The sequence below is a fragment of the Acinetobacter sp. 197 genome, from assembly GCF_048148385.1.
Classification (GTDB): Bacteria; Pseudomonadota; Gammaproteobacteria; order Pseudomonadales; family Moraxellaceae; genus Acinetobacter; species Acinetobacter pecorum.
Map to the genome: position 1 here is coordinate 41,029 of NZ_JAYWZK010000006.1, position 19,905 is coordinate 60,933.

Consider the following 19,905-nt stretch of genomic DNA (forward strand, 5'->3'; position numbering starts at 1 on the left):
ATAGTGATGTAATTTGCAAACTCAATAAAATCAAGGCTTCCCGCCTTAAAATAAGCTCCCAAAAACTCGACATATACACTAAAATTGCTTTCTTTTGTTCTATTGATCTCCCTTTATGACAAGTCTGCGTACCCGGGATATTGTCGCCTTAGGTTTTATGACCTTTGCATTATTTATTGGTGCGGGCAACATTATCTTTCCACCGATTGTGGCTCAACAGGCCGGTGAACACGTATGGCTCGCTGCTTTAGGTTTCCTTATTACAGCAGTGGGCTTACCCGTGATCACCATTATTGCCCTGTCTCGCGTTGAAGGTTCCATTCAGGCCCTAAGTTCACCTCTTGGTAAAGCAGCCAGTATTTTGCTGACTGTCGTGTGTTACTTGGCTGTTGGCCCTTTATTTGCAACCCCACGTACTGCAACCGTTTCTTATGAAATCGGTTTTTCATCTTACTTTGGCAATGAATCTGGCAGCCTGCTCATATATAGCATTATCTATTTTGCCATAGTGACAGTGGTGTCTTTATATCCAAACAAGATTCTGGATACCGTCGGCTATTTCCTTTCGCCAATTAAAATTATCGCTCTGGTGATTTTGGGTGTAGCAGCCGTGATGATTCCTGCCAGCAATCCGCCTGCTGCGATTGATAATTACATTACCAGTCCGGTGACTGAAGGCATCGTGAATGGTTATTTAACCATGGATACTTTAGGCGCTTTAGTTTTCGGTATTGTCATTGTCAAAGCCATTACTTCACGTGGTGTAACGGATAAAAAACTGATTACCAAATATGCGGTCAATGCCGGCATTATCTCTGGTATTGGTTTAACTCTGGTGTATTTAAGCCTGTTTAAACTTGGGCTTGGTAGCCATGATATTGCGCCAAATGCAGCCAATGGTGCCATTATCCTACATGCCTATGTACAACATGCCTTTGGCGATATGGGCGCTTACTTCCTGTCGGGCATGATTTTTATTGCCTGTATGGTGACTGCAATTGGCCTGACCTGTGCCTGTGCCGAGTATTTCTCCAGTTTAACCAAAATTCCGTACAAGATTTTTGTCTTTATTCTGGTCGGCTTCTCACTGGTTATCTCAAATCTGGGTTTAACCAAACTGATCGCCGTTTCAGTGCCCGTATTGAGTGCGATTTATCCGCCTGCGATTAGTGTCATTATGCTGAGTTTCTGTGCAAGTTTCTTCAAGAAACCCTCGCATGTAATTGCTCCTGTAACCCTGGTTGCCTTTATTTTTGGTATTTTTGACGGAATAAAAGTTGCCGGTTTTGAATTGCCCGTATTGTTACAAAATCTACCACTTTCAGAGCAGAATCTGGCTTGGTTTATTCCATCCATGATTGTATTGCTGATTACAGCTGTGATTGACCGTATTAGAAACTAAAATTTCTAGGACGTCTGATAAATCGTATTTTTACCCAAAATCCGGTTTGAGCATGATCAATAATTGTCAGGTTTTACCCAAACGGACATTTATTGTTTCTACACAATGACATCAAATCACGGCTATAATTTTCCTATTTAGACCTTCTATAAAATTCTTTTTATAAAATAAGGTTCTGCTTAAATTATTTTATTTTTTATATAAATATAAACAAAACTTTTAATTTCCTAATTTTAGATACCTATTGTTGCCAACCTATACCAAGTTCCCCAGCGAGTGATACGTAGTCTTACATAGTTCTGATTAATGCTACATATATTTGGCGTAGAATTTGCATTTTCTATCTTGTCGTAGTGAATTTCGACGCAGCTTGTATGACAAACTATCTGGAGGTGAAACCATTAAAAATAAATACTCACATAATCAATCAATTATGTAGTTATTCGACTAAAGATGGCCATTTTGACTGGAAAAGCCTGTTAGGGCAGTTGCAAAGGTCTGAATTAAACAGTACAACTGTATGTTCAATTCTGACTAATTAAATCTGCTTTAATCTTCAATAACATAAATAAATGGGAGGGATGGAGATGTTATCATTACATTTCAACAAGCAAGTCTTCATTGACGCTCTTAAAGCCAACAACACCAATCTGGTGACATTTATATGCACCACTTTTGCTCTCATGCTGACTTTAACCGTCCATTGTTTAATTCAAGGTAATTTAAAACTTGAATACTTTGGTTATGCACTGATTGTCTCAGCCGCCTTTTTCCTTTGGGCGGCCATCGACCAGAAATACAGATAATCAAATTTTAAATTAGCCCAGATGGATGATTGGCCAGTCATCCATCTGGTGAAAAAAGAGTCTTAATATTTCAATTATTCTCACATTTTCAGAATACTTATTAAAAATAATCATTAAAACAATCCAGCAAATCCCCCATAAAGCAATATTCCTGTCCCGCCTAATTCTGCAACAATTAATCCCAGCATAGCTAAAGTCATTAAACTACCAGGTAAATGAAACTTACCTAATTGATGAGGCTGCTTAAACTGATTGGTCGTGTCTTGCAGGAAACCATGCAGCATATAAGCCGCAATAGAAAAGCTGAAAAACACGATATTGATGAGTACGCAAATTAAGTTCACGACACTTGGCAACGCTGAACAATATGCCAGCACTGCTAAAATTAATGTGGCTGGTGCATAAAGCAGGCTGCTACGATGAGCAATATCGACATAATAATGTGCGCGTGACTGAGGTGATTGACGAATCTGCCAATATTTCCAGACGCCGGTAAACATTCCCACCCACAAGAATATTCCACTAAAAATAATGGCTATTTTAACGGCCAGCTCAAGCTCCATTAGCTGCATAAGTTCATTCCCTCTCTATTATTTTACTGACTTTTAAGTCATGTTTTAGCCAAGCTACCCTGCTAAAAATCTGTAGAGTAAAAGCTTGATCAGGACTCTAAAATTATAGTGTAACGTATGTCTGAATTTGAAACATTGACTCTGCAGTGCCAGGATGGCTATAACTTAAGTGCACGTTTTTATGCAGCTATTTCTGAATCTAAAGAACTGCCTGTATTAGTGTGTCCAGCCACCGGCATTACCAAGCAGTTTTATCATCAATTCTGTGTCTGGTTGCAGGCTCAAGGCTATGCAGTCATGGTCTTTGATTTTCGGGGAATTGGTGATTCACTGGCAGGTCCGTTGAAAAATTCAAAAGCCAGTATTGTACAATGGGGGCAACTGGATATTCCGGCCGCGATTGATACTTTATTGGCGCGAACCCATGCAGAAAAAGTGACGTTACTGGGACATAGTGCTGGCGGTCAACTTTTAGGCATTGTGCCAAATTATTCTAAAGTCGCTAAAGTAGTGGCAGTGTCTGGTTCAACCGGACATTTGAAAGGACTTAAAGGTAAAACCAAACTGCTGGCACCAGTCATGTTTAATATTATTTTCCCTCTGGCCCGGATCACGAAAGGCTATGGCCCGACCCAAGCAATTGGCATGGGGGAAAACCTGCCGAAAGATGTAGCACAACAATGGGCACAATTTTGCAGCAAACCGGGTTATGTCATCAATGCGATCGGTAAACTTGTTTCACCTGACTCAAATTTTCATACTCAAATCACCTGCCCGATTACTGCGATCTGGTCCTCGGATGACGAAATTGCCACGGAAGAGAATGTAAAGGATTTACTACGACTATATCCTCAGGCATCAACCCAGATGATTGAGCTCAAACCTGAAAATTATGCGCATAAAACCATTGGCCATATGCTGATGTTCAAGAAATCGCATCAGAATTTATGGCCAGTAATTGAACAACAACTAGCGGTCTAGAGCAGATTCAAGTGGTTATTTCACGATGACTGTGTTCTAATACACCCAGTTTGAGATGAGCCTCTTACAGTATATGGGCTTGACCTGTATACGACTAGCCCCTAACCATGGGGCTTTTTAATGCTTAAATTTTTTGAAATAATATTCATAGATTTTTGAAAAAATTCAGCAACTTAACCAAAGATGCTCAATATAAACTGAATCACCACTGCATTCACAATATCCACAAAGAAAGCACCTGTTAAAGGGATGATCAGGAAAGCTTTATGTGAAGGTCCATAAGTATTGGTAACTGCCTGAATATTGGCAATTGCTGTTGGAGTGGCACCCAGATTGACCCCACATTGTCCCGCGCACAATACTGCAGCATCATAACTTTTACCCATCACCCTAAATGTCACAAAGTATAGATAAAGTGCAAGAACAAAGGCTTGTACAATCAATATAATTACCAATGCTCCAGCCAAATCTGCCAGTAACCATAACTGCAATGACATCAATGCCATAGCTAAAAATAAAGACAATGAGGCATTTCCAAAAACATCAATACACCGGTCAAATATTTCAATTTTGAGTACATGTTCCAGAAAGTTCCGTAAAATCACTCCACACATCAAGGCCCATACAAAAGACGGAAGTTCGAACCACTGTCCTTTAGCCGCTATTGTCATGAAATAGGCAAAACTGATACAGATCGCAAACATGCCTAGCGTTTTTACTGCATCATCTGCTGTGATCAGTCGAGTTTTTTCCGGGTATTCAAAAGGCGCCGTTTCAGATGAAGGTGGGGCTTCATTTCGCCCTGAACTTGGTGCTAATTCTTCTGCCAGCTGATGACGACGAATCAGAAACTTGGCCACTGGCCCACCCATCATACCGCCGATGACTAAACCAAAAGTTGCACTGGCCATACCTAAAACTACAGCACCCTGAATACCATAATCCCTTTCAAAAACCATACCCCATGCACCGGCCGTACCATGACCTCCGGTTAGGGTGACTGAACCTGTAATCAGACCAATCAGGGGATCTAGGCCCAAGACCTTGGCCAAGCTGATTCCGACGACATTCTGCACAAAAACAAAAGCCACGACACAACCTAAAAATAGAAGAAGAGCCTTACCTCCCTCTTTCAGCTTTACCAAACTGGCACTGAGACCTACAGAGGTAAAGAACATCAGCATAAATATTTGCTGAATATTGGCATCAAAATTTACTGTAATATTAAAATTTTTAAATAAAATATAAGTAATTACTGCAGCGACAAGCCCTCCGGCAACAGGCTCAGGAATATTATATTGTTTTAGAATTCTGATTTTGTTTACTACCAAAAATCCGACCATCAAAACAAAAACAGCGATGATAATGGTCAGAAAGGCATCCATTTCATAATTCATATTCAGTCCAGCAATAAATTTATCCTCTAGTATGTAGTTTTCCGCAATTTTAAGCAGTGGATCAATCAGATAAATGTTATATATCTTACTGTTTTTGTTAAACCTTTAATGAAATTAAAATATTCCAAAATTTTGAAATATATCAAATTATAAGTTTTCTTAACTTTAATTTAAAAAAATTCCAACACACACATTTTTTCAATTAACCAGTGATCGAATAGATACCTTATTAACATATTCTAAGCTGCTTAATTTTTTAGAAAATCTATATATTATCTCGATTTATTATAAAAACTCATAATAAAATATAAAATCTAGAATGTGCAATTAGATAAATCTACTAAAACCACCAACCTTCTCTGCCTTTTCCATTTTGATATATTCAACATATAAGAAAAACGGTATAAAATTTATACCCCCAACATCTATATTAATATTTTATTAATAAGAATTTTATAATTTTGCACAAAAATAGTATTATTAAATTTAAAACCCATCAATAAAAACACAACCAACATAACTAAACTTGCTTAAGATTACCTATTTAAGGCTTTGTTGCACAAAGATTTGAAATGCAAAGCGCCCCTAATTGAGCCAAATTTAAGGCGTAACTTGGGTAAGTGGTCGACCTAATTCCGTAAATCTGTTGAGGACTGCTACACGTGCATGAATTTCATTCACCTGACTAGGAAAGCTTCTTGCCATTAATTTATCGCCTAATAATTTGATGCAATGCATCTTGGTTTCCACCAAACTGCGGCGATGATAGCCTGACCATTTTTTCCATAATGTCCTGCCTAAACGTTTAACTGTTCGAAGTAATTCATTTCGCTCTAGCGAGCTACTCTTTGTATCTTTCCATGGTTTCGCATTTTTTCTAGGTGGAATCACCGCATGTGCTTGCCGATCTGCAATGACCTGACGGCATTGCTTGGTGTCATAAGCTCCATCGGTATGAACAGAGTCAATCTGCTCATCTTGTGGAATCTGATTAAGTAAATCACCAAGCACCTGTGAATCACTGACATTATTGGTTGTGAGCTGAATAGCGCGTATTTGTAGGGTTTTGGCATCTATACCAATATGTAGTTTACGCCATTGGCGACGATATTCAGCTCCATGTTTCTTGCGTTTCCATTCGCCCTCACCTAGAAACTTCATGCCTGTAGAGTCTACGAGTAGATGCAGCCCATCGCTACTTTTTTGGTAGCTGATTGCAATATCAATATGCTTTTGTCTTCTACAAAGCGTACTGTAATCTGGTGCGGTCCAATTTAATCCGCAAAGTTTAATCAGACTTTGCACAAAGCCAGTGACTATACGTAAAGATAGACGGAATAAGGATTTAATCATTAAGCAGCATTGGATAGCTGCGTCGGAGTAGGTTTGATTTCGCCCTTGTTTGCCTTTTGATGGAGCATACCATTGCGTAGCAGGATCAAACCAAATGGCAATATTTCCGCGACTCATGAGTGCTCGGTTATATGCGGGCCAATTGGTTGTGCGGTAGATTTTGTGTGTAGGCTTCTTCATTTGAAAATTATATCGCTGAAAAAGCCTTTACAGATAGGTTTGTGCAACAAAGCCCCTATTTAATTAAACCTATAATTTTAAAAAACATTTAAATTCAATTTACTAACAATCAATCCCAATAAAAAACTTAAAACCTATTAAACTATTATTTTAAAACAAATAAACCCTTATTAATATCATTTTTATTATAATAGAGGGTTATATAGAATAATTTTATCATTCTTTAAATTATACTTTTAGGGATAAACAATAGGGATTAAAACCATTTATAACATTAAACATCCTTCTAATTAAAAAATTTTTCATCCATTAATTTTAAATCAACTTCACCATTATCAATTTATATTTAAAATATATTTTACATAAATATTTTAATAAATTTTATTGAGACCACTTTAAAGCCCCTGCTCTTTTTATGGAGAATATGTTACCAGCGCTAGACTTCAATATCAGTTGTGATCATTATGATCAAATAATAATTATTATTATGTGTGGGAGTAAGGCGTGATGGGATTTAAATTAATACCAACATTAGTTTCCGTGGCTATCACATTGATTATCTGGCTTCTTATTCCTATACCACAAGGCGTTACCGCGAATGCTTGGTTGCTGTTCGCCATGTTCATAGGTGTGATTGCTGCCATTATCGGTAAAGCGATGCCGATCGGTGCCATTTCAATTATTGCAATTACTCTCGTTGCAGTTACACGCGTGACATCAGATAACCCCGCTGATGCGATTAAAGATGCGCTAAGTGGCTTTGCTCTTCCACTGATTTGGTTGATTGGTATATCCATCATGATCTCGAAAGGATTACAAAAAACAGGTTTGGGAGCTCGGCTAGGTTATTATTTTATTGCGGTGTGGGGCAAAAGAACGATAGGTATTGGTTATAGTATGGCCCTATCAGAATTAATTCTTGCTCCAGTCACGCCAAGTAATACTGCACGTGGCGGTGGGATCATTCACCCGATCGTCCGCTCCATTGCTACAAGTTTTGACTCCGATCCGGCAAAAGGTACGGAAGGTAAAATCGGCAAATACTTAGCTTTGGTGAATTATCATTCCAATCCCATTACGTCTGCAATGTTTATCACTGCGACTGCACCAAACCCTTTAATCGTTCAACTTATTGCAGATGCAACCGACATGCAAATTAGTCTGAGTTGGACTACATGGGCATTGGCCATGGTTTTACCCGGGATTGTGGCGCTTGCTGTAATGCCACTTGTACTTTATTTCATGTATCCACCCGAAATTAAAAAGACACCGGATGCTGCGCAGTTTGCCAAAGATCGTTTAAGAGAAATGGGGCCCATCAGCAGAGATGAAATGATAATGCTGTTTGTCTTCGGCGTTTTATTAGTACTCTGGGCAGGGATTCCAGCCATGATTCTGGGTGATATATGGTCATTAGACCCAACTACCACCGCTTTTATTGGATTATCACTTTTGCTTCTCACCGGTGTTCTAACTTGGGAAGATGTTTTGACACATAAGAGCGCCTGGGACACTATTACATGGTTCGCAGCCTTGGTCATGATGGCAACCTTTCTCAATAAGCTGGGACTAATCGCATGGTTTTCCAGCGCCTTACAAGCAAGCATTGAGCAAATGGGATTGAGTTGGGTTCCTGCATCCATGTTTTTATTATTGTCTTATATGTATGCCCATTATATTTTTGCCAGTACAACTGCCCATATTACCGCAATGTTTTCAGCATTTTACATAGCTGGTATTGCAGTAGGTGCTCCCCCAATGTATTTTGCTTTAATGATGGCCGCCGCCTCAAGTATCATGATGACACTTACCCATTACGCAACCGGGACCTCACCTATTATTTACGGTTCAGGTTATACAACGCTCGGTGAGTGGTGGAAAGCCGGTTTTGTCATGAGTGTAATCAATATGCTTATATTTATAGTATTAGGCGGAATTTGGTGGAAAATACTTGGGTATTGGTAAATTCAAAAGATTATGGACTATTTATGAAAATCTGGTGAAAGTCGCAGTCAGGAAACCCAAATACGATATAGTCTTCTGATGTATATAAAATAGCCCCTTAACCTTGGGGCTTTTTAATATCTGAAATTTATAAAAATAACGGTTTAATCAGCTTTCAATGTCATAGACCCAATTACGAGCTTGTTTGTCTGTGATGATTTCACAAACATAGTAGTCATGATTCCATGAATCGGGATGGAAAATTTCCTTTTTGGTATAGGTTACGTTTTTACCTTTTTCGACACAGACAAAGCTGTCACCTTGGTCTTTGACTTGGGTTCCATTGAGGAAACCGCCGATACAGAGGAAGCGGGATTGTTTGGGCATTTAATTATTTCAAGAAACAAATGACAAACCAGATTATGTATGAAATATTTTCATAATCTAGCAATAAAATCACTAATTGAGTATTTTCGATAACACTTTCTTCCCATCAGACGATAGCTCAAATAGTTTCCCTTCATTATTCAAGTCTTTGAGCAAACCTTTTCTTGTCAAAGACGTTATTGCATCCATAACTCTATAATAACTTGGCGAATTATCATTTTCGTTAAATTGTTCGCCATTAAGTAAAAGAACATGTTGCCCATTTATTCTTTTCTTTTGAACGTAATGATCTTTACTTTTACTCAACTCATTTACCAAATTAAATTCATTGTCCGTCAGATCAGCTAAACTCTTATTCTCAACATTCTCCTTAGTATGAACCAATTGATTTCGCTCTTGCCGTAATTTGTCAATTTCCATCTTCAATTTATTGCGTGTTTCTTCGTCAGCAATTTGATCAATATCAACATCTCGTTTAGCCTGATCAATTAATTCTTCTTCTTTATTTGCTAATTCTATTGCCCTTTCCTTTTCTAATTTATTTTTTTCAGTTATATACCTATGTTCTCTAACTAATTCTTGCGAATTTAATTTTTCATAAGCTAATCTAGACACCGATCCAAATAAAACCTTTAACTAAGGTGTTAATAAAGTAATAGCAAGAGCAACTAAAATTGGATATAAAAATAAATTTGTAAAAGAAGTATTTAAGTCAAAAATATCTAATCGTGCTTCTGCCGTTCCATTTGTGAAGCATAATAAAAACAAAGCTCGCCAATTAAATGCTACAAAAGATATTAGAAAAAATCCCCAATATGGCTCTTTAACACGCGTATTAATTGCATCTAATAAGTCTTTCATTTTTTTATTCTCTTACTTCAAATTTTACGCCCAACTTAATTTGGGTACATCTACTATCCCTAAAGCTTCTTTTGTAGCACCCTTAAGCTTATCTACATTCGTATAAATCCAATCTACAAGCTGTTCACCTTCCATAATATTGATTTGGTTTTCGTCAGCATATGATTTAGACTCGTCAGAAACCCGTCCTGTAGTTATTACCCACTTATAAGCATTAGCTGCCGTCTCTTTTTCATATGCAATTAATTGATTAATTGCATGCTTGCTCGTCTCACCCCTATGATGCTTTACTTGAACAAGAATATCTTTCAAAAACGGATTTTTTTCTGAAGTTGCCTGAATATCTATATCTGCAATTCCTTCCCCATTTTTCTTATCCAAAATATCTACACTTGAATAACCTTCTATTTCTAATAGCTCTTTAACAAGTTCTTCTAACCCTCTTCCACCAGCTTTTAATCGTGTATTTCCTTTCCATAAAGCATTTAGTAATTCAGCCTTAAACTCTTTTTCATATTGATCACTTTTTTCTTGAAAACTATTTTTTATATCAAAGCCACCAAACTCATTTATATTCTGAATGATATGATCAATTTCTTGAGAAAATTTTGTAAGGTCACCTATTGTGGTTCGAAGTTTTAATCGACTTTCTAGATTTTCTTTTAATTTTGAACGTGGAATAAAAATAACTTTTCCATCTTTTCTAAAAAATTCCACCTCAACCTGATTGGCTCCATGACCCTCATTAAAAGAAGGATCATAATGCTTGGTCCCCACAACTTTAGCAATTGCAATTTTTCGACCTAAAGGAACAACAACAATATCTTCACTTTTTATTTCAAAATAATTTTTAACTTGATTAGTCATACGACCAATAGAACCATTTTTTTCAATGATTTCTGCAATTACAGATTTTATATTTTTATGAACTGAAAAATTAATTTGTTTCCAACCATAACCAATTTTGTTTTCTCTTATTAAAGATTCCGGACTTCTAACCATTAAATATTTTTTCATTTTACTCTGCTTAAAAAATAAGGGCTGATTACTCAGCCCTTATTCTTAACTCAAATTAATTTAATTATCAACAAATTAAGCTAATTGAGCAGCAGCAATTTTCTTGGTATCGATGTCTTTAGCAGCATCTGTATACTCGCTCATCTTGTCGAAGTTCAAGTATTGGTAGATGTCAGCAGACATGCTGTCGATTTGAGCAGCGTACTGTTGGTATTCTTCTGGAGAAGGTAATTTACCCAATACAGCAGCAACAGATGCAAGCTCAGCAGATGCCAGGTAAACGTTCGCACCTTGACCTAGACGGTTCGGGAAGTTACGAGTAGAAGTCGATACACAAGTCGTGTTCGGTGCTACACGTGCCTGGTTACCCATACATAATGAACAGCCTGGCATTTCTGTACGAGCGCCAGCTTTACCATAAGTATTGTAGAAACCTTCTTCCATCAACTGGTGTTCGTCCATACGTGTTGGAGGAGCCAACCATAGACGAGTAGATAAAGAACCACCAGGAACTTTGTCTAGAAGTTTACCAGCTGCACGGAAGTGACCGATGTTAGTCATACAAGAACCGATGAATACTTCATCAATTTTCACGCCTTGAACGTCAGAAAGAAGTTTTGCATCATCTGGGTCGTTCGGGCAGCAAAGAACTGGTTCAGTAATCGTAGAAAGGTCGATTTCGTACACTTTAGTGTATTCAGCATCAGCATCAGCTTTAAGAAGTGATGGATTTTCCAACCATTTTTCCATGTTCTCAACACGGCGCGCCATAGTACGAGCATCGCCATAGCCTTGTGAAATCATCCATTTCAGCATAGTGATGTTAGAACGTAGGTATTCCGCAACTTTCTCTTCAGAAAGAGTGATCGCACAACCAGCAGCAGAACGTTCAGCAGAAGCATCAGAAAGTTCGAATGCTTGCTCAACAGTCAGGTCAGTTTCCATTTCTGTCAGGTCGATCTCAAGGATACGGCCAGAGAAGATGTTTTTCTTACCTTTCTTCTCAACAGTCAGGTCACCTTCTTGGATCGCTACGTAAGGAATTGCATGTACCAGGTCACGTAGTGTGATACCAGGTTGCATTTTACCTTTGAACTTCACAAGAACAGACTCTGGCATGTCAAGTGGCATAACACCAGTTGCAGCAGCGAACGCTACCAGACCAGAACCCGCAGGGAATGAAATACCGATTGGGAAACGAGTATGTGAGTCACCACCAGTACCAACTGTATCTGGAAGAAGCATACGGTTTAACCAAGAGTGGATAATACCGTCACCTGGACGTAGAGAAACACCACCACGGTTCATGATGAAATCAGGAAGTGTGTGTTGCATTTGAACGTCAACTGGTTTTGGATACGCAGCTGTGTGACAGAAAGATTGCATAACCAGGTCAGCAGAGAAGCCTAGGCAAGCAAGATCTTTAAGTTCGTCACGCGTCATTGGACCTGTTGTATCTTGAGAACCAACAGTTGTCATACGTGGTTCACAGTAAGTACCTGGAACAACACCTTGACCTTCTGGAAGACCACAAGCACGACCAACCATCTTCTGAGCAAGGGTGAAGCCTTTGCCAGTTGCAGCAGGTTGTACAGGCGTACGGAACAGTGTAGAAACAGGAAGACCTAATTCTTCACGCGCTTTAGTAGTCAAACCACGACCAATGATCAGGTTAATACGACCACCGGCACGAACTTCGTCTAGAAGTACTGGAGTTTTAAGATCAGCTTCAGCAATTTGCGCGCCGTCTTTGAACGCAGTTACTTTAGCAGCAGCTTTGTCGATCTTAAGGGTGATCTCGTCGCCCATGTTCATGTTTGCTACATCGATTTCAACTGGTAACGCACCAGCGTCTTCCATTGTGTTGAAGAAAATTGGAGCAATTTTAGAACCCAGGCAGTAACCGCCTTCTTTCTTGTTCGGAATGTGCGGAATTTCGTCACCGAAGAACCAAAGTACAGAGTTAGTAGCAGACTTACGAGATGAACCTGTACCAACAACGTCACCTACGTAAGCAACTTTGTTGCCTTTCGCGATCAGTTCTTTGATCTGGTTTAATGGACCAACTTCACCCGGAACTTCTGGGTTGATACCATCACGTTCGTTTTTCAGCATTGCATTTGCGTGCAATGGAATGTCTGGACGGCTCCAAGCGTCTTGAGCTGGAGACAGGTCATCAGTGTTGGTTTCGCCAGTGACTTTGAAAACTGTCAGTTTGATTTCTTCAGGAACATCTGGACGGTTTGTGAACCATTCAGCATCTGCCCATGATTGAAGAACTGCTTTCGCATTTTCATTGCCTGCACGTGCTTTGTCAGCAACGTCATGGAACGCGTCAAATACAAGAAGCGTTTTTTTCAATGCTTCAGCTGCAAGTTCAGCAAGCTCGGTATTGTCTAAAAGTTCAACTAAAGGCGCTACGTTATAACCACCAAGCATAGTGCCCAGTAAGTAAACAGCACGTTCTTTAGAAACAAGTGGAGAGGTTGCTTCGCCTTTTGCCAATGCAGCTAAGAACGCAGCTTTTACATATGCAGCTTGGTCAACACCTGCTGGTACACGGTTTTCAAGCAAATCTACCAAGTATGCTTCTTCACCAGCTGGCGGATTTTTTAGTAGTTCAACTAATGCAGCAGTTTGGGCATCGTCAAGTGGCTTCGGTGGGACTCCGAGTGCGGCACGTTCTTCAACGTGTTGGCGGTAAGCTTCTAGCACAGTGTTATTCCTCTTTTTTAAAAAATTACTTATGAATTCCTGCTTATTTCAAGCTTCACAAATAATATGGACTCCGAAATTTTACTAAATTTCCAGTTAAAAGTTAATGCAACTCAAGTGTTTCTTTGTGATGCTCGTTATTTTATAACTAAATGATGCCCTTAATGATTATTCCATAATCAGTTCCAGCTTACACCACATGAAACGAGCGCATGAATTGACTCTTTTAACGGAATTTAATGTATAAAAAAGGCAACCATGATGTTGCCTGATTTGAAGTGAAAAAGATACTCCACCTTAGTGTACAGTGGTTGAGTTTAAATACTGCTGATATGAGTTGCGGCAGCCTTGGAATTTCACCACACATTCATCTTCACAGGTTGTACTGTGATTATTGCTGGCAAAGGAAATATCTATCTGATAAAGCTTTTTATCCTGTTCTAGCATCTTCTTTAAAATGACTTTATCACCGATGCTGAGTACATAGCGGCTTCCGCCAATAATCACTACACCATGTTCATCTTCTAATAGCAGATCCGAATGATGCAAATATCTTACGACTTCCATATAGTGCTACTCCTCGGTTAATTGGAGTTGAGTTCATTATTCAGTATTAAGATAAGCTTTTCTATATTTGAGATTTAGAAATTGTCACAAAGTGTGCGTTTGCTTAGGCTATTTTTATTCAGTCGTATTTTAAATGTTGATGGTTAAATATCTTGTAGTTGTAATATTTACCGAGTGATTTTAGTTATTCATAAAAAAACCGTTCCTTAGAACGGTTTGTAATCTGGTAATTCATCATGCGGAGTCGCAATACACTTTGCAGTAAATTCAGCGCGAACTTTTTCACGAGCTGCTTTTACATCTGTCTTGATCTCAGCTTCTGGAAGCGCATAAACTTCATCAATAATATCCAGTATAAAACCTTTAGTGGTTTCATCGTCAATCTTGTTGGCATGCTCGATTGCTTTTTCTTTCTCAATTGCATTCTGACGATCCAGCATAATGGTACGCGCTGCATTACCGACACTTCGACAATAACCTTGCCACTGCTCTTCAGGGGTTAAGGGTTTCTTCTCGGCACAACCAGCCAGAGCCAGCATAAACGATAAAGCCAATAACTTTTTCATGAATTTCTCCTTCCGAGGGGCAATATAAAAGATCGGAGAAGATTTGTCATTTCAAAATGCCGGTCATGCTAAATTTTAAAAAACTCCTCAACGGATTTCTTCAATCTGCATGATTACCCGCATGAGGCCTGAATAATCTTTTTACTTACAGGATCCACCGTTACAGTCACCCGTTCTTCACGATAATCCATGGTTACTGCTTGTCCCGGTTCGACCATACGTACAATTTGTGCTTTGGTTTTTTGCTTGATTTGTTCTTCAGTCAGATTAGATTGACCGACCAAAGCCGTTGCCTGATCAGCAATACATTTAGGTTGATTCAAGTGCAGCAACTCCCACTCCTCGACAACCTGACCATTCTTTAAATGACAATATCCAACCTGCCCCTTACTTTCAGTGCGGATTTCAATCTTACCACCCTGCTTGACACAATACTCACTTGCGGGATTTGCCATCCCTAATTTAGGAGTTTCCTTTTCTGATGATGGCATGGTAGTACATGCGCTTAAAGTGATAGCTAATATACTAAACAGTATTGTTTTTTTCATGAGAGCTAATTCTTTCTTAATCATTCTTTGTCAATCTAGCATATTTTTTAATCACCATCAGGCTGAAGTCTGTATAGATTTTTAGCCTTTCTAATTATTAAAAACTGAAAATAAAACAGCAATAAATTAGGCTCTATAATGCTTTGAAATCTCGATTAAAAGAATACATATCAAATAAAAAAATTGCTTTAGAATAAAATACAATCAATTAATCATCCCATGTAGATATTTATACATTCCAAAAGAATTACATTGTAATTACATCACTCCTATCTATTCTTACTTTTAAATTTGTGATCTCAACGGGATTGATTTAAGATTTGATTGAATTTTAAACTTTCTATTAGCATGACAGACGATCCTCAACTCTCCCTTAAGGAATATCTTGCTACGGTGCAGGAAGTGGTCAAACACACTTTCGATACGCCGGTATGGGTCAAAGCCGAGATTCGAAATTTAAGCATTAAAGCCGGCCATTATTATCTTGAGCTGGCAGAAAAAGAAGCGGATAGCGATCAGGTCATTGCCAGTTGCCGTGCAACCATCTGGAAATTTAGTGCCCAGAAAATGGTCTCGCAGTTTGAACGTGAAAGCGGGATTGAACTGAGTCGAGACCTAAAAGTGCTGATTAAGGTCAAAGCCAATTTCGATCCACAGTATGGATTTTCATTAAATATCGTCGAAATTGACTCAAGCTACACGTTGGGAGATATTGCCCGGCGCTACCAGCAGATTGTCGAGCGGTTGACGGCTGAAGGACTCATTCAGCGTAATAAAAATTTGCCCAGTCCCTTTGATCTAAACCGGGTTTTAGTAATTTCTCCCGAAAATGCAGCAGGACTTGGAGATTTTAGAAAAGATGCCGATGCATTACAGCGAGCACAAGTGTGTGAGTTTATTTATCACAGTGCGACTTTTCAGGGAAATACGGCCCCTCAAAATATTATGCAAAGTCTGGCACAAGCACTTAAACAATGGGCGCAAACCTATGACACTGCGCCAGATTTAATCGTCATTATTCGGGGTGGCGGAGCAGTCAATGATCTGGCTTATTTAAATGATTATGATCTGGCTGCCCTGCTCTGTAAACGCTCGGTACCCATTTGGGTCGGCATCGGACATGAAAAAGACCACACCATTCTGGATGAGATTGCGCATCGCTCCTTTGATACTCCGAGTAAAGTCATCGCCGGAATTCGCAATCATATAGTCGAACTCACACAAGATGTCTTGAATTATTTACAGCGGATTCAGCGTTTATCTCAACAGCAAATTCAGGCTTACCAGAACCAGAATGATCATTTTTTTAAACTGATTCAAACTCTGGCCAATAACCAGATTCTCGATGCCCTGCAACGTCTGCAACAGATCAAGTCTAATACTGCCAGTCTAGCCCAGCAGCATACCCAACTCATGAATCAGCAGCTTGATGCCCTGATGCGAGAAACGCTGCTACAAAACCCTCAACACGTTTTATCCAAAGGTTATGCCATCGTTCGCCAGCAAGATCATGTGATGAGTTCAATTACTCAAATTGATAATCAGCAGCCTGTTCAGATTGAATTACACGATGGCCTATTTTCAGCACAGCTCATACAGGTACTTCCTCATGAATCATGATACTTTAAGCTTTGAAGAAGGTTATAACATCTTGAAAAAGAATGCGGAACTGCTGGAATCCCAGCAAGAACCAGATATCGACAACTTAATGAGAATCGTGGAAGAATCCATGACTGCATATAAGGCCTGTAAAGCACGCGTTGAAGCGGTGCAAACCGCTCTCAATGAGACCTTTAAAGAGTAAATCTTTTTTCACTCAAAAGATAACTTCGGCTATTTATTGTTTTATTTGATCTGATCTAGAAGATCTCGTAATGGAGAGCTTTTTATGAAGATGAAAAATAAGATTAGTGATCATTTTTTTAGGTATTTTTTACTCAATAGCTTGACTCATTAAATGAAAAATACTGCAGCTCATATTTCTTCTACCATACAATAAAAAGCCCAATATTAAATTGGGCTTTTTATTACTCTTCTATTTCAATCGGGTCGCCATCTTCAGGTCGAATATGACGTGTCCCGTCATCTGCAGGATCAACACTTGAACCGTCTTTGGTAATAGCGTTGTACATTTCATCCTCTTTCTGATCATCGATAAACTCTTCATCTTCAAAATCTTGAGGCACATTATCATCGTCAAAGTTCAACGGCTTTTCTTCATCTATCATGGCGGTCCCTCATTTATTTAACCAAGAAAATATCATGCTCAAATATTTACAGGATTCATTCAATAGTTAACGATGATCATTTGTGTAACTGAATAAACAAAATAGAGGTTTGAATTTTGATCTTCTCTGTTCAAAAAATCCTCCTTAGAAAGGAAGGCATAAACTGAAAGAAACTACAGCTATAGAATATAGAGTTTCTTAATATAAGATTACATCAGTTTTTCAATTAAAAAGCCTCTTTAACCTTTTGAATAAGCAGGCTAATACTGTATTCAGTATCTGTATCTTATGTACATTTTCTTATTTTTCGTAAAACATATATAGCATTTCAAATTTATAAATAGAATATAAAGAGTATTAATAATCTTCACCTTTATATTCACTTTAAATTACATTTCATTGAATGAAATGTACATCTAAAAAAAAGCCTATCTAGCGATAGGCTTTCCCCTTCCTCAATTTTGCGCTGATTCAGGTATGTTGTTAAAATGAACAACATGCAGAGCATAGGCAATTTCTAAATAAAAATATATAATCATCCATAAGCATATAAAAAAACTATAGTTGCATAATTAATAGCTATAGTTGTTGAATTAATTAAAGATTTTAACCATCAATATACTTCAAAATTTACTTAATTGACGATACATATATGGCATAAATAATCTTTTATCCTGATAATCAGGAATTTCAAACACCCAAAAAATATAATTCTTAGATCTTAACTTAAACTTGATATTTACTGTCTTTATCTGAATAGTTGCCTCATCGTTGCGCATCTCGACGAATAATTCTAAAATCAAGGCAAAGAATCTAAGTTTATCAATTGCCTTATAACGTGATGTTTTGTGTAGTCTTAAAGCCTCAGAATATATAAGTTCACACCATTCATCTTCATCGCCCATTTTTTCTCATTTAATTATTTAAAATAGCCAATGTAATAGCTTTATAGCACGCTGAGTATAATAAAACTGCTTTTAATATGAATATTAAAGTTATAAGCTTTTAGAAAATAAAAAAGCTCACTATTTTATGAGCCTTTTTATAAAAAAATCAGGAATGTGAAGCTGCAAATTCTTGCAAGACAAACCGTTTTACACTTTCATCAAAGTCAGGCTTTGAAAGAGCGAGCTTGCCATTTTTCATAGTTTTATAACAATAACTTGCTGCAACTCCCATACCTACCAAAGTTAACAACTTCATTGTTTACCTCATCACCGGGAAGATTTAAATATAAAGTTATCATTCAAGTTTGTAGCTTTCCAATCCAGTTTTGATTATTTTCTGTACTACATGTTACTGAATGTATGAATAATAACTAGAATCCAGCCTATGATGAGTCAGTGTGAAAACTTAACAGTTAATCTGCGCATCAATCCAGTTAATGAAATTTTCTTTATCAGTGAATTTTGGCATAGATCCTAAACTTATGATTTCTTTAGCACCAAATTTTCCTGCTACAACATGAGGTGTTTGAACCCTAAAATCCAGAGGATCACTTTCATGTAGAGTTTTAAAATACTCTATTGATTTATCAAATTCGCTTTGATTTTTAAAATTTGGACGCTCTATTAAAAATTCATAAACTTGTTCTAGAGCTGGCAAATAGTTATTTCTAGGCATTCTTTTTTCTCTAAAATAATGAGTTATGATGAATCCCTATATTGAATGAGTAAGGATTGGAATATTCCACTATTTCTTAGGGTTTATGTAAATTAGATAATTACAAGCTTAAATCAAAACTATCAGATAAAGCCATAAAAAATGAGCATATACATACACTCATTTTTTGACGTACTAAGATGTCGTGTATTACTTAAAAAATTTATTAGGAATAAATTCACCAAAATGGCGGCTACTCTAACTTTTAGCTCAAGATTAGATTCTAATTCACGCTATGAAGGTCCAGCTCTTCATTGGTGGCCAATACCACAGAAGCTAAAATTGGTATACCTAAAATGAAAGGCACAGCAAAAATCCATAGCACGATGGTTACATCTGGGCTAAAGAAAAATTTAATAACTAATGCAGTCAAAATAAGTATAGAAAATAGTATCGCAGCAAAACGGATGATAAATTTAGTCGACATACAAAGATGCTCTTATACAAAAAAAATTGTATTTCCAATATACACCTAATTTTATTATGGGTTTATTGATTTTTAGGCAGTTATTCTATCTTTTAATTAATTTTTTATATTTTATTGGGGTCATAACATAAGAAGTATTTAACTTTCTTAGGAGATAAAATCGCCAGGATTTAGTCATGTTGGATGAATTATTTATTTCTATTGAGCTTAATTTTAGACATTCATTGTTTCCACTGATTGATACTTAAACTGGATGATTTTATGATAAATAAAAATTTTCTACATAAAAAGC

Annotated in this window: 22 protein-coding genes; 6 read left to right on the forward strand and 16 right to left on the reverse strand. The window is 37.6% G+C overall.

The window, feature by feature from the left end; translation table 11 throughout:
* Positions 1 to 115 precede the first annotated feature (115 nt).
* Both brnQ and VXQ11_RS07495 read left to right on the forward strand, forming a co-directional pair.
* Complete coding sequence (brnQ, locus tag VXQ11_RS07490) at positions 116 to 1,402, forward strand: branched-chain amino acid transport system II carrier protein (RefSeq protein WP_064095288.1); 1,287 nt, start codon at positions 116 to 118, stop codon at positions 1,400 to 1,402.
* A gap of 587 nt (positions 1,403 to 1,989) precedes the next feature.
* On the forward strand, positions 1,990 to 2,208 hold the full coding sequence (locus tag VXQ11_RS07495) for a hypothetical protein (RefSeq protein ID WP_004645284.1): 219 nt from the start codon (positions 1,990 to 1,992) through the stop codon (positions 2,206 to 2,208).
* 113 nt (positions 2,209 to 2,321) lie between these two features.
* Here VXQ11_RS07495 and VXQ11_RS07500 read toward each other — a convergent pair whose 3' ends face one another.
* Positions 2,322 to 2,780 (reverse strand): hypothetical protein, encoded by a 459-nt coding sequence (locus VXQ11_RS07500; protein WP_064095287.1) that lies wholly within the window; start codon positions 2,778 to 2,780, stop codon positions 2,322 to 2,324.
* A gap of 117 nt (positions 2,781 to 2,897) precedes the next feature.
* Between VXQ11_RS07500 and VXQ11_RS07505 the strand changes: the two genes are divergently transcribed.
* The gene (locus tag VXQ11_RS07505; RefSeq protein ID WP_191730602.1) at positions 2,898 to 3,761 is read left to right on the forward strand and encodes an alpha/beta fold hydrolase; all 864 of its coding nucleotides are present in this window, start codon (positions 2,898 to 2,900) and stop codon (positions 3,759 to 3,761) included.
* A 173-nt stretch (positions 3,762 to 3,934) separates the two neighbouring features.
* Here VXQ11_RS07505 and gltS read toward each other — a convergent pair whose 3' ends face one another.
* Both gltS and VXQ11_RS07515 read right to left on the reverse strand, forming a co-directional pair.
* Positions 3,935 to 5,158, reverse strand: coding sequence for a sodium/glutamate symporter (gltS, locus tag VXQ11_RS07510; protein ID WP_416705752.1), 1,224 nt, complete (start codon positions 5,156 to 5,158; stop codon positions 3,935 to 3,937).
* A gap of 600 nt (positions 5,159 to 5,758) precedes the next feature.
* Entirely contained in the window at positions 5,759 to 6,691 is a 933-nt protein-coding gene (locus tag VXQ11_RS07515; RefSeq protein ID WP_416705753.1) for an IS5-like element IS17 family transposase, read from the reverse strand.
* A gap of 507 nt (positions 6,692 to 7,198) precedes the next feature.
* Here VXQ11_RS07515 and VXQ11_RS07520 point away from each other — a divergent pair.
* On the forward strand, positions 7,199 to 8,656 hold the full coding sequence (locus VXQ11_RS07520) for a DASS family sodium-coupled anion symporter (protein WP_416680606.1): 1,458 nt from the start codon (positions 7,199 to 7,201) through the stop codon (positions 8,654 to 8,656).
* Positions 8,657 to 8,803: 147 nt separating this feature from the next.
* On the opposite strand, the gene VXQ11_RS07525 is transcribed toward VXQ11_RS07520, so the two are convergent.
* The 8 genes from VXQ11_RS07525 to VXQ11_RS07560 all read right to left on the reverse strand — a co-directional run bounded on the left by VXQ11_RS07525 (position 8,804) and on the right by VXQ11_RS07560 (position 15,296).
* Positions 8,804 to 9,022 (reverse strand): hypothetical protein, encoded by a 219-nt coding sequence (locus VXQ11_RS07525; protein ID WP_416680607.1) that lies wholly within the window; start codon positions 9,020 to 9,022, stop codon positions 8,804 to 8,806.
* A gap of 72 nt (positions 9,023 to 9,094) precedes the next feature.
* Positions 9,095 to 9,637, reverse strand: coding sequence for a hypothetical protein (locus VXQ11_RS07530; protein WP_416705754.1), 543 nt, complete (start codon positions 9,635 to 9,637; stop codon positions 9,095 to 9,097).
* A 21-nt stretch (positions 9,638 to 9,658) separates the two neighbouring features.
* Positions 9,659 to 9,883: a hypothetical protein gene (locus tag VXQ11_RS07535; RefSeq protein WP_416680609.1), complete on the reverse strand. Its 225-nt coding sequence runs from the start codon at positions 9,881 to 9,883 to the stop codon at positions 9,659 to 9,661.
* A gap of 24 nt (positions 9,884 to 9,907) precedes the next feature.
* Entirely contained in the window at positions 9,908 to 10,900 is a 993-nt protein-coding gene (locus VXQ11_RS07540; RefSeq protein WP_416680610.1) for a restriction endonuclease, read from the reverse strand.
* Between the two features lie 75 nt (positions 10,901 to 10,975).
* Positions 10,976 to 13,615, reverse strand: a complete 2,640-nt coding sequence (locus tag VXQ11_RS07545) for a bifunctional aconitate hydratase 2/2-methylisocitrate dehydratase (protein WP_064096480.1) — start codon at positions 13,613 to 13,615, stop codon at positions 10,976 to 10,978.
* Between the two features lie 297 nt (positions 13,616 to 13,912).
* Positions 13,913 to 14,182 (reverse strand): hypothetical protein, encoded by a 270-nt coding sequence (locus VXQ11_RS07550; RefSeq protein ID WP_064096481.1) that lies wholly within the window; start codon positions 14,180 to 14,182, stop codon positions 13,913 to 13,915.
* Between the two features lie 206 nt (positions 14,183 to 14,388).
* Entirely contained in the window at positions 14,389 to 14,748 is a 360-nt protein-coding gene (locus VXQ11_RS07555) for a hypothetical protein (RefSeq protein WP_064096482.1), read from the reverse strand.
* 113 nt (positions 14,749 to 14,861) lie between these two features.
* Positions 14,862 to 15,296, reverse strand: a complete 435-nt coding sequence (locus VXQ11_RS07560; protein ID WP_064096667.1) for an I78 family peptidase inhibitor — start codon at positions 15,294 to 15,296, stop codon at positions 14,862 to 14,864.
* A gap of 348 nt (positions 15,297 to 15,644) precedes the next feature.
* On the opposite strand from VXQ11_RS07560, the gene xseA reads away from it, so the two are divergent.
* Together xseA and xseB are read left to right on the forward strand one after the other, a co-directional pair.
* Entirely contained in the window at positions 15,645 to 16,916 is a 1,272-nt protein-coding gene (xseA, locus tag VXQ11_RS07565) for an exodeoxyribonuclease VII large subunit (RefSeq protein WP_416705755.1), read from the forward strand.
* Positions 16,906 to 17,100: an exodeoxyribonuclease VII small subunit gene (gene xseB, locus VXQ11_RS07570; RefSeq protein WP_064096484.1), complete on the forward strand. Its 195-nt coding sequence runs from the start codon at positions 16,906 to 16,908 to the stop codon at positions 17,098 to 17,100. The genes xseA and xseB overlap by 11 nt, the downstream gene beginning before the upstream one ends.
* A 223-nt stretch (positions 17,101 to 17,323) precedes the next feature.
* Here xseB and VXQ11_RS07575 read toward each other — a convergent pair whose 3' ends face one another.
* The 5 genes from VXQ11_RS07575 to VXQ11_RS07595 all read right to left on the reverse strand — a co-directional run bounded on the left by VXQ11_RS07575 (position 17,324) and on the right by VXQ11_RS07595 (position 19,613).
* Positions 17,324 to 17,524 (reverse strand): hypothetical protein, encoded by a 201-nt coding sequence (locus tag VXQ11_RS07575; RefSeq protein ID WP_064096485.1) that lies wholly within the window; start codon positions 17,522 to 17,524, stop codon positions 17,324 to 17,326.
* A 623-nt stretch (positions 17,525 to 18,147) separates the two neighbouring features.
* Complete coding sequence (locus VXQ11_RS07580; protein ID WP_416705756.1) at positions 18,148 to 18,429, reverse strand: hypothetical protein; 282 nt, start codon at positions 18,427 to 18,429, stop codon at positions 18,148 to 18,150.
* Between the two features lie 148 nt (positions 18,430 to 18,577).
* Positions 18,578 to 18,727, reverse strand: coding sequence for a hypothetical protein (locus VXQ11_RS07585; RefSeq protein WP_171255309.1), 150 nt, complete (start codon positions 18,725 to 18,727; stop codon positions 18,578 to 18,580).
* A 150-nt stretch (positions 18,728 to 18,877) separates the two neighbouring features.
* On the reverse strand, positions 18,878 to 19,147 hold the full coding sequence (locus VXQ11_RS07590; protein ID WP_416705757.1) for a hypothetical protein: 270 nt from the start codon (positions 19,145 to 19,147) through the stop codon (positions 18,878 to 18,880).
* Positions 19,148 to 19,409: 262 nt separating this feature from the next.
* Positions 19,410 to 19,613, reverse strand: coding sequence for a hypothetical protein (locus VXQ11_RS07595; protein ID WP_064102676.1), 204 nt, complete (start codon positions 19,611 to 19,613; stop codon positions 19,410 to 19,412).
* Positions 19,614 to 19,905 lie beyond the last annotated feature (292 nt).